The sequence below is a fragment of the Cypionkella aquatica genome, assembly GCF_030161095.1.
In the GTDB taxonomy this organism is placed as follows: Bacteria; Pseudomonadota; Alphaproteobacteria; order Rhodobacterales; family Rhodobacteraceae; genus Cypionkella; species Cypionkella aquatica.
In genome coordinates this window covers 14,564-28,182 of sequence record NZ_BSPP01000004.1, presented here as the reverse complement: position 1 = coordinate 28,182, position 13,619 = coordinate 14,564, and the positions used below count along the sequence as shown (strand labels likewise).

At 59.8% G+C, this 13,619-nt stretch carries 18 protein-coding genes; 12 read left to right on the top strand and 6 right to left on the bottom strand.

Annotated elements, in window-relative coordinates; all coding sequences use genetic code 11:
- Nucleotides 1–53: 53 nt before the first annotated feature.
- Nucleotides 54–548 carry a hypothetical protein gene (locus QQJ98_RS03695; protein ID WP_284323979.1) on the bottom strand — a complete coding sequence of 165 codons (495 nt, stop codon included), beginning with the start codon at nucleotides 546–548 and terminating at the stop codon, nucleotides 54–56.
- 504 nt (nucleotides 549–1,052) lie between these two features.
- Between QQJ98_RS03695 and rplS the strand changes: the two genes are divergently transcribed.
- From rplS to QQJ98_RS03680, 3 genes are all read left to right on the top strand, one after another.
- Nucleotides 1,053–1,427, top strand: coding sequence for a 50S ribosomal protein L19 (gene rplS / locus QQJ98_RS03690; RefSeq protein ID WP_284323978.1), 375 nt, complete (start codon nucleotides 1,053–1,055; stop codon nucleotides 1,425–1,427).
- 11 nt (nucleotides 1,428–1,438) lie between these two features.
- Nucleotides 1,439–1,660, top strand: coding sequence for a 50S ribosomal protein L31 (rpmE, locus tag QQJ98_RS03685; RefSeq protein ID WP_284323977.1), 222 nt, complete (start codon nucleotides 1,439–1,441; stop codon nucleotides 1,658–1,660).
- Between the two features lie 127 nt (nucleotides 1,661–1,787).
- Nucleotides 1,788–2,597, top strand: a complete 810-nt coding sequence (locus QQJ98_RS03680; protein ID WP_284323976.1) for a division plane positioning ATPase MipZ — start codon at nucleotides 1,788–1,790, stop codon at nucleotides 2,595–2,597.
- Here the strand turns inward: QQJ98_RS03680 and QQJ98_RS03675 are convergent.
- Nucleotides 2,566–2,733: a hypothetical protein gene (locus QQJ98_RS03675; protein WP_284323975.1), complete on the bottom strand. Its 168-nt coding sequence runs from the start codon at nucleotides 2,731–2,733 to the stop codon at nucleotides 2,566–2,568. The two genes, QQJ98_RS03680 and QQJ98_RS03675, sit on opposite strands and share 32 nt — an antisense overlap.
- A gap of 183 nt (nucleotides 2,734–2,916) precedes the next feature.
- Here QQJ98_RS03675 and QQJ98_RS03670 point away from each other — a divergent pair, with 183 nt between their 5' ends.
- Both QQJ98_RS03670 and tal read left to right on the top strand, forming a co-directional pair.
- A complete protein-coding gene (locus tag QQJ98_RS03670) occupies nucleotides 2,917–4,425 on the top strand; it encodes a malonate--CoA ligase (RefSeq protein ID WP_284323974.1) in 1,509 nt (502 codons plus the stop codon).
- A gap of 136 nt (nucleotides 4,426–4,561) precedes the next feature.
- Entirely contained in the window at nucleotides 4,562–5,506 is a 945-nt protein-coding gene (gene tal, locus QQJ98_RS03665; RefSeq protein ID WP_284323973.1) for a transaldolase, read from the top strand.
- Between the two features lie 176 nt (nucleotides 5,507–5,682).
- Here the strand turns inward: tal and QQJ98_RS03660 are convergent, their stop codons facing one another.
- Nucleotides 5,683–6,033, bottom strand: a complete 351-nt coding sequence (locus QQJ98_RS03660; RefSeq protein ID WP_284324588.1) for an ArsR/SmtB family transcription factor — start codon at nucleotides 6,031–6,033, stop codon at nucleotides 5,683–5,685.
- Nucleotides 6,034–6,240: 207 nt separating this feature from the next.
- On the opposite strand from QQJ98_RS03660, the gene QQJ98_RS03655 reads away from it, so the two are divergent.
- The 5 genes from QQJ98_RS03655 (at nucleotide 6,241) to QQJ98_RS03635 (ending at nucleotide 8,802) form a co-directional block, all read left to right on the top strand.
- Complete coding sequence (locus QQJ98_RS03655; RefSeq protein WP_284323972.1) at nucleotides 6,241–6,570, top strand: AtpZ/AtpI family protein; 330 nt, start codon at nucleotides 6,241–6,243, stop codon at nucleotides 6,568–6,570.
- Between the two features lies 1 nt (nucleotide 6,571).
- Entirely contained in the window at nucleotides 6,572–7,324 is a 753-nt protein-coding gene (locus QQJ98_RS03650) for a F0F1 ATP synthase subunit A (RefSeq protein ID WP_284323971.1), read from the top strand.
- Between the two features lie 50 nt (nucleotides 7,325–7,374).
- Nucleotides 7,375–7,611 (top strand): F0F1 ATP synthase subunit C, encoded by a 237-nt coding sequence (locus QQJ98_RS03645; protein ID WP_284323970.1) that lies wholly within the window; start codon nucleotides 7,375–7,377, stop codon nucleotides 7,609–7,611.
- A gap of 83 nt (nucleotides 7,612–7,694) precedes the next feature.
- Complete coding sequence (locus tag QQJ98_RS03640; protein ID WP_284323969.1) at nucleotides 7,695–8,240, top strand: F0F1 ATP synthase subunit B'; 546 nt, start codon at nucleotides 7,695–7,697, stop codon at nucleotides 8,238–8,240.
- Nucleotides 8,241–8,244: 4 nt separating this feature from the next.
- Nucleotides 8,245–8,802 (top strand): F0F1 ATP synthase subunit B, encoded by a 558-nt coding sequence (locus QQJ98_RS03635; protein ID WP_284323968.1) that lies wholly within the window; start codon nucleotides 8,245–8,247, stop codon nucleotides 8,800–8,802.
- Between the two features lie 49 nt (nucleotides 8,803–8,851).
- Here the strand turns inward: QQJ98_RS03635 and QQJ98_RS03630 are convergent, their stop codons facing one another.
- The 3 genes from QQJ98_RS03630 to QQJ98_RS03620 all read right to left on the bottom strand — a co-directional run bounded on the left by QQJ98_RS03630 (nucleotide 8,852) and on the right by QQJ98_RS03620 (nucleotide 11,356).
- Complete coding sequence (locus QQJ98_RS03630) at nucleotides 8,852–9,619, bottom strand: FadR/GntR family transcriptional regulator (protein ID WP_284323967.1); 768 nt, start codon at nucleotides 9,617–9,619, stop codon at nucleotides 8,852–8,854.
- A 117-nt stretch (nucleotides 9,620–9,736) separates the two neighbouring features.
- A complete protein-coding gene (locus QQJ98_RS03625) occupies nucleotides 9,737–10,390 on the bottom strand; it encodes a YiaD family glycine zipper/OmpA-like lipoprotein (RefSeq protein ID WP_284323966.1) in 654 nt (217 codons plus the stop codon).
- 135 nt (nucleotides 10,391–10,525) lie between these two features.
- Nucleotides 10,526–11,356, bottom strand: coding sequence for a methylated-DNA--[protein]-cysteine S-methyltransferase (locus tag QQJ98_RS03620; RefSeq protein ID WP_284323965.1), 831 nt, complete (start codon nucleotides 11,354–11,356; stop codon nucleotides 10,526–10,528).
- Between the two features lie 287 nt (nucleotides 11,357–11,643).
- Between QQJ98_RS03620 and nth the strand changes: the two genes are divergently transcribed.
- Nucleotides 11,644–12,288, top strand: coding sequence for an endonuclease III (nth, locus tag QQJ98_RS03615; RefSeq protein ID WP_284324587.1), 645 nt, complete (start codon nucleotides 11,644–11,646; stop codon nucleotides 12,286–12,288).
- On the top strand, nucleotides 12,285–13,268 hold the full coding sequence (locus QQJ98_RS03610; protein ID WP_284323964.1) for an adenosine kinase: 984 nt from the start codon (nucleotides 12,285–12,287) through the stop codon (nucleotides 13,266–13,268). Before nth ends, QQJ98_RS03610 begins: the two co-directional genes overlap by 4 nt.
- Nucleotides 13,269–13,619: the final 351 nt, after the last annotated feature.

The window sequence follows — 13,619 nt, the reverse complement described above, 5'->3', positions numbered from 1 at the left end:
CCTCTGTGTAAGGATATCCCCACGAAAGGCTTCGGCAGCGCCGCCAGCGGCCGTTACCAGACCGTAAAGCGCACCGGCACCGTCGCAATGCCCAAGGCCAGCCGCAGATTATGGGCCTGCAAGGCCCAAGCCCCCGATGCCCCCGCATTGGCCCCCAGATTGAACAGCGACGTCAGCGGATGCGCCAAGGTGCTGACATAGGTGCCGTATTGCGACAGCTGGACGTTGCCGCCAACCTCGGCACATTCAAACGAAATCGTCTGCCCCGCGCCACGGTGATGCCCGGCCAAGGTATTGAAGGTGAACATCAGGCTTGTCACAACGCTGACCTGAACCGGATCTGACCCGGTGCCCATGTTGTTGAACGGCCCGACCGTATCAATCAAATCATAGATGATCCCCAACCGAATCGACGAAACCCCGCCACGCCCCGAGACAGTAAACGGAAAAATATCGTTCGGGCGCGCTTGCAGAATGGCCATCGCGCGCAGCGCCGTAACGGTGGGAGAGACGGGTCCAAGCTCCCAGTCATGTCGATAAGTCGCCATAAGAAAACTCCTTTTTATGCAATTTTATCCAATGGATATGTAAAGTGCGGTCACTCTGGCTCTGCCAGAAATCGAAAACAGGCGGTTACAAAGTTCGGCGCAAAGGCCGTGGGCAAGGTGCAGATCGGTCAAGTGCAAACAGAATAGGCGCGCATTGGCGCTGAATAATTGCCATAAACATACGGCAGAGCTGATTTTCACACAAGCATTGCGTGCAATTTGAACGCCGCAGCAGGGTCCGGCTGACCTTACCTTGACACCCCCTTGGCCGCCGCCTATACGCCGCCTGTCCGGGGTCAAAAGCCCATCGGGCCCGATTCCTTTTGCCGCAATGCTTGCCTTCTTCTGCAAGCCTGGACAAAGGCGCGGACTATAAACGCAAGCCGCATCTCTGGCGGGGTTATCACATCCGGGTTTAGGCCGGACAGGTAGCGACCCGATCGAAGACCAGAAGCTCTACGGCTGCATCACGTCAGGGAAAACCCTGCATATAAAGGAACTGCGATGAACTTGATCGCCATCATCGAAGCCGAGCAGATCGCTGCGCTTGGCAAGAAAATCCCGGATTTCAAAGCCGGTGATACCGTGAAAGTCGGTTTCAAAGTGACCGAAGGCACCCGCTCGCGCGTGCAGAACTACGAAGGTGTGTGCATCGCCCGTAAAGGCGGCTCGACCATCGCGGCTTCGTTCACCGTCCGCAAAATTTCGTTTGGCGAAGGTGTGGAGCGTGTGTTCCCGCTGTATTCGACCAACATCGACAGCATCGAAGTGGTCCGTCGTGGCCGCGTGCGTCGCGCCAAGCTGTATTACCTGCGCGATCGTCGCGGCAAATCGGCCCGGATCGTCGAAGATACCAACTACAAACCCAAGTCCGAGTAAGGAGCAGAGCGATGAAAGACGGAATTCACCCCGACTATCACACCATCAACGTCAAAATGACCGATGGCACCCTGTTCCAGACCAAAACCACCTGGGGCAAAGAAGGCGACCAAATGGCGCTGGACATCGACCCGCTGGCACACCCGGCATGGACCGGCGGCTCGGCCAAACTGATGGACACCGGCGGCCGCGTGTCGAAGTTCAAAAACAAATACGCCGGTCTGGGTTTCTGATCTTAGACCACTGGCAAGGATTGGGGCGCATCTTCGGATGCGCCCTTTTTCATTGCCGCCTGCAAACCCACTTCCCCTCTCCGCCGCTATCCGTATAGGAAGCACCAAAGACCAAAGGGGACGTGGCATGGCGCATATCATCGTTGTCGGCAATGAAAAGGGCGGCTCGGGCAAATCGACCACCTGCATGCATGTCGCGACAGCGCTGTGCCGCATGGGGCATCGGGTGGGGGCGTTGGACCTTGATCTGCGGCAGAAATCCTTCGGTCGCTATGTCGAAAACCGCCGAGCATTCCTTGCCCGCGCCGGTCTTGATCTGCCCACCCCCGATTACCGCGATCTGCCCGAGGTAGAAGCCGGATCGCTGGCGCAGGGCGAAAACGCCTTTGACGCCCGCCTGTCGGCGGCTGTGGCGCAGCTGGAGTCTGTGTCGGATTTCATCCTGATCGACTGCCCCGGCAGCCATACCCGGCTGTCGCAGGTGGCACACTCCTTGGCCGATACGCTGATCACGCCGCTGAACGACAGCTTTATCGACTTTGACCTGCTGGCCCGCGTCGATGCTGAAACCGGAAAGGTCAAAGGTCCGTCGATCTATTCGGAAATGGTGTGGAATGCGCGGCAGTTGCGCGCGCAGGCGGGGCTGAAGCCCATCGACTGGATCGTGCTGCGCAATCGTTTGGGCGCGCAACAGATGCACAACAAAAAGAAGGTGGGGGCTGCCTTGGAAGAGCTTTCCAAGCGCATCGGCTTCCGCGTCTCGCCCGGTTTTTCGGAACGGGTGATCTTCCGCGAGCTGTTTCCGCGTGGCCTGACCCTGCTGGATCTGAAAGATACCGGTGTCGATCAGCTGAACCTGTCGAACATCGCCGCGCGGCAAGAGCTGCGCGATCTGATGAAAGAGCTTAGGCTTCCAGGGGTGACAGTCTCGTTTTGAACAGCATCGGGATGGCTTCCCGGCGCGCTTCGCGGGTGCGTGTACGCTCCAGCCGCATCTCAAACATATCCGGGCCAGCCTCTGCTTTGCCAGTGAACAGGCCAAAGCGGGCGAACAGGGCGTATCCGAATTTCATGGCGATCTCCTGCGATCTCATTTCGATACGCCCAATCTGGAGTTGAATCGCGGCAGCAAAAAGGCCGCTCTAGGGTGGTTTCGGGCCCTTTTCACGGTGAGGGAAAACCACACACCCGGTTTCGGCCTTGGCTTTGGCGCGGCGCTTGGGCGATAAATGCCGCAAATCAGCCGAGGACAGACCATGGCAAACCCGCTTTATGACGCGCTTTTCGCCGCCTTGCAGCAGCGCAGCGGCCCGCTTTTGTTGCTGGCGGATGGCAGCCAGATCAGCGGGGCGGCGTTTCACGCAGACATCGCCCGCTTTGCCCATGCCTTGCGCCAGCTTGGCGTGCGGCCGGGGGATCGTGTCGCGGTGCAGATCGCCAAATCCCCCGCCGCTTTGGCAGTCTATGCGGCAACTGTCAGCATCGGCGCGGTCTTTCTGCCCCTGAACACCGCCTATACCGCAGCCGAGCTGGCATATTTCATCGGCAATGCCACGCCGCGGGTGTTCCTGTGTGATCCCGCCCATGCCGCAGCGCTTGCCACCATTGCAACCGACCATGACGCGCAACTGCTGACTTTGGGTGCCAAGGGCGAGGGCAACTTGCCCGATCTTGCCACCCAGCACAGCCCCAGCTTCACGCCTACCGATTGCGCCCCGGATGATCTCGCGGCGATCCTGTATACCTCGGGGACCACGGGCCGCTCGAAAGGCGCGATGCTCAGCCATCGCAACCTTTTGTCCAACGCCGAAAGCCTTGCGCAGCTCTGGCGCTTCACCGCCAATGACACTTTGCTGCACGCCTTGCCGATCTTCCACACCCATGGCCTGTTCGTCGCCTCGAATGTCAGCCTGCTTTCGGGCGCGCAGATGATCTTTCTGCCGGGGTTCGATGCCGAAACCACCCTGCGCCTGCTGCCGAAAGCCACGGTGCTGATGGGGGTGCCGACCTTTTACACCCGGCTGCTCGACAGCCCCGGTCTGGCGCAGGCCGCCCGGCACATGCGCCTGTTCATCTCTGGCTCGGCCCCGCTGTTGGCCGAAACCCACACCGCGTTTCAGTCGCAAACCGGCCACCGTATCCTTGAACGCTACGGCATGACCGAAACCAACATGAACACCTCGAACCCCTATGATGGCGACCGCCGCGCTGGCACCGTTGGCTTGCCCTTGCCCGGCGTTGACATCCGCATCACCGCCCAAGGGGCCGAGGTCGCACAAGGCGAGGTCGGCATGATCGAGGTGCGCGGCCCGAATGTGTTCGCAGGCTATTGGCAAATGCCCGAGAAAACCGCCGAGGAACTGACCCCCGACGGCTGGTTCCTGACCGGCGATCTCGCCACCCGCGACGCCGATGGCTATATCAGCATCGTTGGACGCGCCAAGGATCTGATCATCACCGGCGGCTACAACGTCTATCCCAAAGAGTTGGAACTGTTGCTGGACGACGTCCCCGGCGTGCTGGAATCTGCCGTGATCGGCCTGCCGCACCCCGATTTCGGCGAGGCGGTCTTTGCCGTGCTAACCCCGCGCAAGGGGGCGCGCCTTGATCCCGCCGCGGTCTTGGCCGCCATCGCCCCCAGCCTTGCCCGCTTCAAACACCCGAAAGCCGCCGTTGTTGTTGCCGACCTGCCGCGCAACACCATGGGCAAGGTGCAAAAGAACCTGCTGCGCGCTGAATATGCGGATTGGTTTCAGCAAAGCTGAGCGCAACCCGAAAAGCGGTCTGTGATCTGGCGCTGAAAAATGCCAGACTGTTTGCGGGCCACGGCAGCAACGGGCGGGAACCACCCGCGCGCACATGCCACCGGAATGACTGATTGTTATGGGAGACGAGATTCAAATGTCATCGAAACTAGACCAATTGCGCAGCATGACCACCGTGGTGGCCGATACCGGCGATATCGAGGCTGTTCGCCGCCTGAAGCCGGTCGATTGCACCACCAACCCGTCCATTGTTCTCAAGGCCCTCGAATCACCCGATTTCGCCGAAGCGATGACCGAAGCGGTCGCTTGGGGCGCCAAACAGTCGGGCGACCGCGAACAGCAGATCGCTGACCGTCTGGCGGTTTCGGTTGGTGCGGCTTTGGCGGGTCTGGTGCCGGGCCGGGTTTCGACCGAAGTGGACGCCGATCTGTCGTTTGACACCGAAGCCTCGATCGCCAGCGCGCGCAAGATGATCCAAGCCTATGCCGATCGCGGCATCGGGCGCGAGCGTATTCTGGTGAAGCTCGCCGCCACTTGGGAAGGTATCCGTGCCGCCGAAGTGCTGCAAAAAGATGGCATTGATTGCAACCTGACGCTGATTTTCGCCAAAGCCCAAGCCATCGCTTGCGCCGATGCGGGCGTGTTCCTGATCTCGCCTTTCGTGGGCCGGATCACCGATTGGTACAGCAAAGCCCAAAACCGCACTTTCACCCCGGATGAAGACCCGGGTGTGCAATCGGTGCGCGAGATCTACAATTATTACAAAGCCCACGGCATCAAGACTGTGGTGATGGGGGCCTCGTTCCGCTCCACCGGCCAACTCGAGGCTTTGGCAGGGTGCGACCGTCTGACCATCAGCCCCGCCTTGCTGCAACAGCTGGGTGAGGCCGAAGGCACCTTGGCGCGCAAACTCTCACCCGAAAGCTTCACCGCAGAGCCCAAAGTCAAAATGGACGAGCGCGCTTTCCGCTGGGCGATGAACGAAGACCCGATGGCGACCGAAATGCTGGCATCTGGCATCCGTGGCTTTGCCAAAGATCTGGGCAAGCTGCGCGACATCGTGCGTCAAAAGCTGGCCTAAGCTGATTTGAACCGGGTCAGCGCGGCTTTGGCTGCGCTGACCACCACCTTTCTTGCGGTAACCTCACGATTTCTGGCAGCAAGGTTAACGCCGATTTCCCCCGTCGCGCGTATGGCCGCTTTCCTTACGGTTTATGGCCGTTTTCCAGACAGACAAAATCCCAGTATTTTCAAAGGTTAACCCTGCGTTTCAACGGGGGTTTCGGAGTCTGTCAACTCGCCCTCCAAAAACCGCTCGAACGCGTCCAGATCGACGGGTTCAAACTGGCCAAATCCCTGCATCCAGACCGAAGCCGCGCGCATCGCATCCGGCTCCAGCTTGCACCAGATCACCCGCCCCCGCTTTTCGCGGCTGATCAAACCGGCCTCGGCCAAAATCCCAAGATGCTTTGAAATCGCCGTCAAACTCATCTGAAACGGCTCTGCCACATCGGTCACGGCCATATCATCTTCCAGCAACATCGCCAGAATGCTCCGCCGCGTCGGGTCGGCCAGTGCCGAGAAAACCGTGTCGAGATTTGCTGTCATGGCGACAGTATCGGGCTGCATCACAAGATCGTCAACCAAATGGTTGAATATGCAAAGCCCCGTCAGATCAGCTAATTTCAGGCGCGGCACTGTGTCGCCTTGCAGGAAATGGCTGTAATTTCAGTGATTTACCGACAGCTTTCCCCGCTTGACTCAGTGGCCCCCAATCCGTAGGTATCGCTCGAACCATCTGGGGGCTTTGCCGCAGTGTCGGACGCAGATCGAGACCGCCTTGCGGCGCTGGAAAAGCGGATTGATCAGGCAAAAGGCGCGTATGCGCCGCGTGAGCGCACTCAGGATGATCGCCATTTTCAGGCCCAGTTGGCTTGGCGGATGGTGTTAGAGCTTGTGGCCGGTCTGATGATCGGTTTCGGCATCGGATACGGTCTGGATACCCTGTTTGGGACCATGCCGATCTTTCTGGTGCTGTTCGTGTTGGCTGGCTTTGCGGCAGGGGTGAAAACCATGCTGTTGTCGGCAAAAGAGATGCAGGAAAAAGCGGCCGCCGTGGTGGTCGACCAGCAAAAGGAAGACTGACGTGGCAACCGAAGAACACAGCGAAGGCGGATTGGTTTTTCACCCGTTCGACCAGTTTAACGTCTATCCGCTGTTCGGCGACGGCCCGGTGCATTGGTACACAATCACCAACGTCACCCTGTGGCTTGGCCTTGCAGCGCTGCTGATCATCGCGGTTTTCGTGATTGGTTCGTCGGGCCGCAAACTTATTCCTTCGCGTATTCAGTCGGTTGGCGAGCTTGCTTACGATTTCATCTACAAGATGGTTGAAGATGTGGCGGGCCATGACGGCGCGAAATACTTCCCCGTTGTGATGACCCTGTTCCTGTTCATCCTGTCGGCAAACATGCTTGGCCTGCTGCCGATGTCGTTCACCACCACCTCGCATATCGCTGTCACGGCGGTGCTGGGCTTTGGCGTGTTCCTGTTTGTCACCCTGTTGGGCCTGTTCAAACACGGCTTCGGCTTCCTCGGCCTGTTCTGGATGAAAGACGCGCCCTTGGCGCTGCGCCCGGTCATCGCGATCATCGAAGTGATCTCTTACTTCGTGCGTCCTGTGACCCATTCCATTCGTTTGGCTGGCAACATCATGGCAGGCCATGCCGTGATCAAAGTGTTCGCAGGCTTTGCCGCGATTGCTGCGATCTCGCCCGCCGCCATCGTCGCAATCACCGCTATGTATGGGCTTGAGGTGCTTGTCGCCTTTATCCAAGCCTATGTGTTCACCATGCTGACCTGCGTTTACCTCAAGGATGCGCTGCATCCGGGTCACTGATCCGCACGTCTGTAAATCACCCTAACTCATACCACCTTAAGGAGAATACCATGCAAGGCAATATCGCAGAACTCGGCCAGTTCCTTGGCGCTGGTCTCGCTGCAATCGGTTCGGGCATCGCGGCTGTCGGCGTGGGCAACGTGGCCTCCAACTTCCTGGCTGGCGCTCTGCGCAACCCGTCGGCAGCTGGCTCGCAAACCGCGACCCTGTTCATCGGTCTGGCATTCGCAGAAGCTCTGGGGATCTTCTCGTTCCTCGTCGCTCTGCTGTTGATGTTCGCAGTCTGATCTGACGTTCGCATCCTTACGGTCAGGGACGGCGCCACAGTGCGGCGTCCCTGAACTTTCAAAAGGGTCCGGCGGAGGGCAAAATGGCGACCACGACCACCACTGAAGCCGCCGTAACTGGCGCACACGAGACCGCTAAGGCAGGGATGCCGCAGCTGGAATTCTCGCACTTCCCGAACCAGATTTTCTGGCTTGTCGTCACTTTGCTGGTGATCTTTCTCGCGCTGAAGCTGATCGCTTTGCCGCGCATTGGTGGCACGCTTGCAACGCGGCGCGGCACCATCACCAACGACCTTGCCGCAGCTGAAGAGCTGAAGCTGAAAGTCGTGGCGGCTGAGAAAGCTTACGCAGACGCACTGACTTCTGCCCGCGCAGAGGCTGGCAAGATCGCCGCCGCTGCCAAGGCTGACATTCAGGCTGACCTGAACAAAGCGATTGCCAAGGCAGATGCGCAGATCGCCGCCAAAGCGACTGAATCGGCTGGGCGCATTGATGAAATCCGGGCTGGCGCTCAAGAGGCCATCGCGGAAGTGGCAAAAGACACTGCCAAAGAACTGGTGGCAGCGTTGGGTGGCAAGGCAGATGCCCGCACCATCACCGCTGCTGTAACCGCTCGGTTGAAAGGGTAAAGCGATGAAAAAACTGATCGCAACCATCCTTATGCTGTCGGCTACCCCGGCTTTGGCCGCAGGCGGCGCGTTCTTTTCGCTGCACAACACCAACTTCATCGTGTTGCTGGCGTTCCTGCTGTTTGTTGGCATCCTGCTGAAATTCGGCGTGCCCGGCAAAATCGCAAGCATGCTTGATGCGCGCGCGGCGCAGATCAAAGCTGATCTGGCCGAAGCGAAAGCATTGCGCGACGAAGCCCGCGCCCTGCTGGCATCTTACGATGCCAAGCATCAGGAAGTGATCGAGCAATCTGCCCGCATCATCGCTTCCGCCAAGGAAGAGGCCGAGGCCGCTGCAAAGCAAGCCAAGGCTGATCTGAAAGACTCGATCGCGCGCCGTCTGGCTGCGGCAGAGGATCAGATTGCTTCGGCAGAAGCCTCGGCTTTGCGCCAAGTCCGCGAAAGCGCGATTTCGGTGGCAGTAGCCGCAGCTGGTGAAGTTCTGGCCAAGCAAGCCACAGCGGAATCCGCGTCGGCTTCGATTGACGCGGCGATTGCCACGGTGGATGCGAAGTTCCACTAAGGCTGTGACACTCTTCGGAAAAAGGCCCGGTGCGCTGCGCCGGGCCTTTTCATTTTGACTGTTCGTGTTGCAGCCGCTGGCGGGCTATCGCTTCATTCCGGTTGGCTTTGATCTGATCCGCCATCGCCGTTTCGACAAAGCCCAGATGTGCGGTCACAGCCTCGCGCGCAGCCACCGGATCGCGGCTTTGGATCGCGGCATTGATCGCGCGGTGTTGGTCCAGCAAGTGATCGCGGGTCAGCCGGTTCTTGAACATCACCTGCCGATTGTAGAACACGCCTTGCCGCAACAGATCATACATCGAGCGCATCATATGCAGCATCACCACGTTATGGCTGGCCTCGATGATCGCCATGTGGAAATTGGCATCAAGCTCGGCCTCGTCCGATGGGTCACGCTTGGAATGGGCGGCCTCCATCTTGGTGAAGATCGCGGCGATCACCGCAAGATCGGTGTCAGATCCCAGCCGCGCCGCCCGCTCGGCCGCCAAACCTTCCATATCGCGGCGAAAGTCCAGGTAATCAAACACCGCCTCGTCATGGGCCGAAAACAGCCCGATCAGCGCAGGCGAGAAAGCCGAACCCAACACATCCGCCACGAAGATCCCGGCATTGGGACGACTGCTGAGCAGCCCACGGCTTTGCAAATCGGCCACAGCCTCGCGCAAACTGGGCCGCGACACGCCCATACGCTCGGACAGCTCGCGCTCGGACGGCAGGCGTTCTCCGGGGCGCAGGATGCCGCGCAGGATCAACAATTCGATCTGCTGCACCACCGATTGCGACAGTTTTTCGGCGTCTATTTTCAGGAAAGGCATGGGCGGCTCCGGCTGATTGGTGTGAATATATGACCAATCGCGAGGTGCCGCAAACGACAAAGCCCGAATAGCAAAAGGGCCGAGGTTTCCCCCGGCCCTTTGCGCGATGTTGAAAGCTTACCGCGTCGGGCGAATGATGATCTCAACCCGACGGTTCTGTGCGCGGCCCGAAGTGGTCTGGTTCGACGCAATCGGTTGATCCTCGCCGCGACCATAGGCCGAGATACGACCGCCCGGCACGCCGCTGTCACGCAGCACGTTGGCCACAGCCGAAGCGCGACGCTGCGACAGGTCTTGGTTATAGGCTGCCGAGGCGGTGTTGTCGGTATGGCCGATCACCTCGATGGTCGAATTCGGGTAACGGTTCAGCGATGCCGCAACGGCGCGCAGATCCGACGTCAGATCCGAGCGCAGGTTGGCGCTGTCAGACGCAAACAGCAGATCCTGCGGCATGTTGACGGTCAGATAAGAGCCGTTGTTGGTCACACCGATGTTCGACGACAGCGAACCGCGCAGATCAGCCGCCTGTGCGTCAAGGCTAGAGCCAATCGCGCCACCAACAGCTGCACCCAAAGCGCCGCCGATCACAGCTTTCGCCAGACGGTCATCGCCTTTGCTGGTGCCACCAGCCACAGCACCCAGCAAACCGCCCACGATAGCGCCATTCTTGGCGCGGGCGTTCGGATCATTCGGGTAGGCATCGGGATTGACGCAAGCGGTCAGCGCCATAAGTGCGGCGGTGGAGATGATAACCGGGGTTTTGAACTTCATGACTGCCTCTGAAATGTCTGATTGGGCCGCTTTGGCCTCAACCTCTCTATACAGTAACGCAGATCGCGCGGGATGGTTCCCGCGCAAGATTGGCAATTTATCGCGCAGTTGTGAAACGCTGTCAGAACCGTCCGCCTAACCCCCTGCATCCTCGCGCGCGGATTCCCATGCAAGGATCGCGCGCTTGACCGGAAGCCCCCAGTGATAGCCGCCAAGCCCGCCGGATTTGCGCAACGCCCGGTGGCATGGCACCAGAAAGCTGATCGGATTACGCCCCACTGCCGTGCCAACCGCCCGCTGTGCCGTGGGGTGGCCCACGACCTTGCCAAGTTCGGAATAGGTGGTGACATGGCCCGACGGCACTTGCAGCAAGGCCTCCCACACTTTCAGCTGAAACGGCGCACCGATCAGATGCAGGCGGGCAGCCCGCCCGGCCATCGCATCCTCGACCAAAGGCGCGATGCTGTGATCCTCGATATAGGTGGCGTTGGGCCAGCGGCGCGTCAAATCGTGCATCGACCAATCGCGGCCAAACTCCTCGGTAAAGCCCAAACCGCAGATGCCGCGATCGGTCGCCATCACCAAAGCTTCGCCAAACGGGGTCTGGAAATAGCCCCAGCGGATCAGCAGGCCTGCGCCGCCCGTGGCATATTCGCCGGGGCTCATCGCCTCCCAAGTCAGAAACAGATCGTGCAGGCGGCCCCCCCCTGACAGGCCCGAAGCAAGCGCGGTGTCCAGCACGGTAAAACGGTCGGCAAGCAGGCGGCGGGCGTGATCCAGCGTCAGATATTGCTGATAGCGTTTCGGGCTGACCCCGACCCATTGCGAAAACGTGCGCTGGAAATGCGCAGTGCTCATCCCCATCTGGGCGGCCAGATCATCAAGGCTTTGCCCGGGGCCACCCGCGTCAATGATCTTCAGGGCGCGGGCAATGACGGCGTAATGATAGCTGGTCTGGTCGGTCATGTCGGTCTCCTTGCCGGGATCATAGGCCGGAAGGACGCTGCAATCGACCCGGATCCTGCGGCTTACATCGCAAAGCGGGGGGTAAGTTTGTGGGCCCTATGTGCTGCGATAACCAAGATCGGCAAAGCCAATATTTGCGATATTTCGCAAAAACCACTACATGTTGTGTAATTATGGCCAAAATGCGCCAAAAAACACAAGTCTGTCCCCGCTGGGACAAAAGTTTGACCTCAAGACGCGAAACCGAGATGCTTGCCCGCTCTCGGGCAATCGGGCATATCCAAGCCATGACACGCCAGCTCGACTACCCCGCCATGCAGCGCATTTTCTCTCGGTTTCAGGCACTGGAAGCCGAGCCGAAGGGCGAACTGGATCATACCAATGCTTTCACGCTGGTGGTGGCCGTGGCGCTGTCGGCGCAGGCGACCGACGTCGGCGTGAACAAGGCGACGCGCAAGTTGTTTGAAATCGCCGATACGCCCGCCAAGATGCTGGCCTTGGGCGAGGACGGCGTGATCGAACACATCAAGACGATCGGGCTTTACCGCAACAAGGCCAAGAATGTGATCAAGCTGAGCCAGCTTTTGATCGACAATTTCGGCGGCGAGGTGCCCTCCAGTCGCGCCGCCTTGGTGTCGTTGCCGGGCGTGGGGCGCAAAACCGCGAATGTGGTACTGAACATGTGGTTCGGCCAACCCTCGCAAGCGGTCGACACCCATATCTTCCGGTTGGGAAATCGTTCGGGGATTGCTCCGGGGAAAGACGAGACAGCGGTAGAGCGTGCCATCGAAGACAACGTTCCCGCCGAATTTCAACGCCACGCGCATCACTGGCTAATTCTGCACGGGCGGTATATCTGCATCGCGCGCAAACCCAAATGCGGCATCTGCCCGATCGCTGATGACTGCCTGTTCGAGGAAAAGACTCAATGAAACGCTATCAGGTTGTCGGCATCGGCAATGCGATTGTCGACGTGTTCGCCCAAGCCGATGACAGCTTTCTCGAACTTATGGGCATCGAGAAAGGCATCATGCAGCTGGTCGAGCGCGAGCGTGGCGAATTGCTCTATGCGGCGATGAAAGACCGCGTGCAGGCGCCGGGCGGCTCGGTTGCGAACACGCTGGCCGGTCTGGGCAATCTGGGGCTGACCACGGCATTCATTGGCCGGGTGCATGACGATGCCTTGGGGCGGTTCTACGCGACGACGATGGCGGCTGGCGGCACCGATTTTGTCAACGCGCCGGTGCCGGGGGGCGAGCTTCCGACCTCGCGCTCGATGATTTTCGTGGCCCCGGATGGCGAGCGGTCGATGAACACCTATCTGGGGATTTCCTCGGAACTCGGGCCAGAGGATGTCTCGGACGCGGTCGCAGGCGATGCGGCGGTGCTGTTTCTTGAAGGCTATCTTTACGACAAACCAAAGGGGATGCAGGCGTTTGAACGCGCGGCCAAGCTGTGTCAGGCCGCTGGCGGGCAGGCGGGAATCGCCCTGTCAGACCCGTTCTGCGTAGACCGCCACCGCGACGACTTCCGCCGTTTGGTCAAGGATCTGGATTACGTGATCGGCAACGAACACGAATGGTCCAGCCTGTACCAGACCGATCTGAACTCTGCCTTGAAACAGGCCGCAGCCGAGGTCGGGCTGGTGGCCTGCACACGGTCTGGCGATGAGGTGATCGTGATCCGCGGCGAAGAACGCGCCGTGGTCCCGGTGCGCCGCGTCGTGCCCGTTGATGCCACCGGGGCCGGCGATCAGTTCGCGGCAGGATTCCTCTATGGCATAGCCACGGGGCGGTCATTGGAGATTTCGGGCCGGATGGGCTGCGTGGCGGCGGCTGAGGTGATCGGCCATTTCGGGGCGCGGCCAGAGGCGAATTTGGCGGATCTGTTTGCCGCTGAAGGGCTGATCTGACGAGCCTCCACCCTGGACAGATACTGGTCGTCTGTAAAATCGATGCGCTAACGGCAGCCTTTCACCTTCCGTTACACGTTGACGTTAAAGGGCACCGGCATTTCATACTGGCTTAAATACTCCCGCCGGAGGCTCACTGCATGGGCCGCAAGAGCCTCCGGCGGGAGTATTTAAGCCAGTATGAAACCCCTTCAGCAGCCAAGACCCGAAGGGGCGAGGCTGCTGGGGCGGGACGCAAATTTTACTCCTGTTTGCACCATCACGGTGGTGATCCGGGTGGCGTGACTTGCAGGCGGGCGCGGATTGGGGCATGACGGCGGATTATGGATGGCGGGCTATGACCGCCGGAAT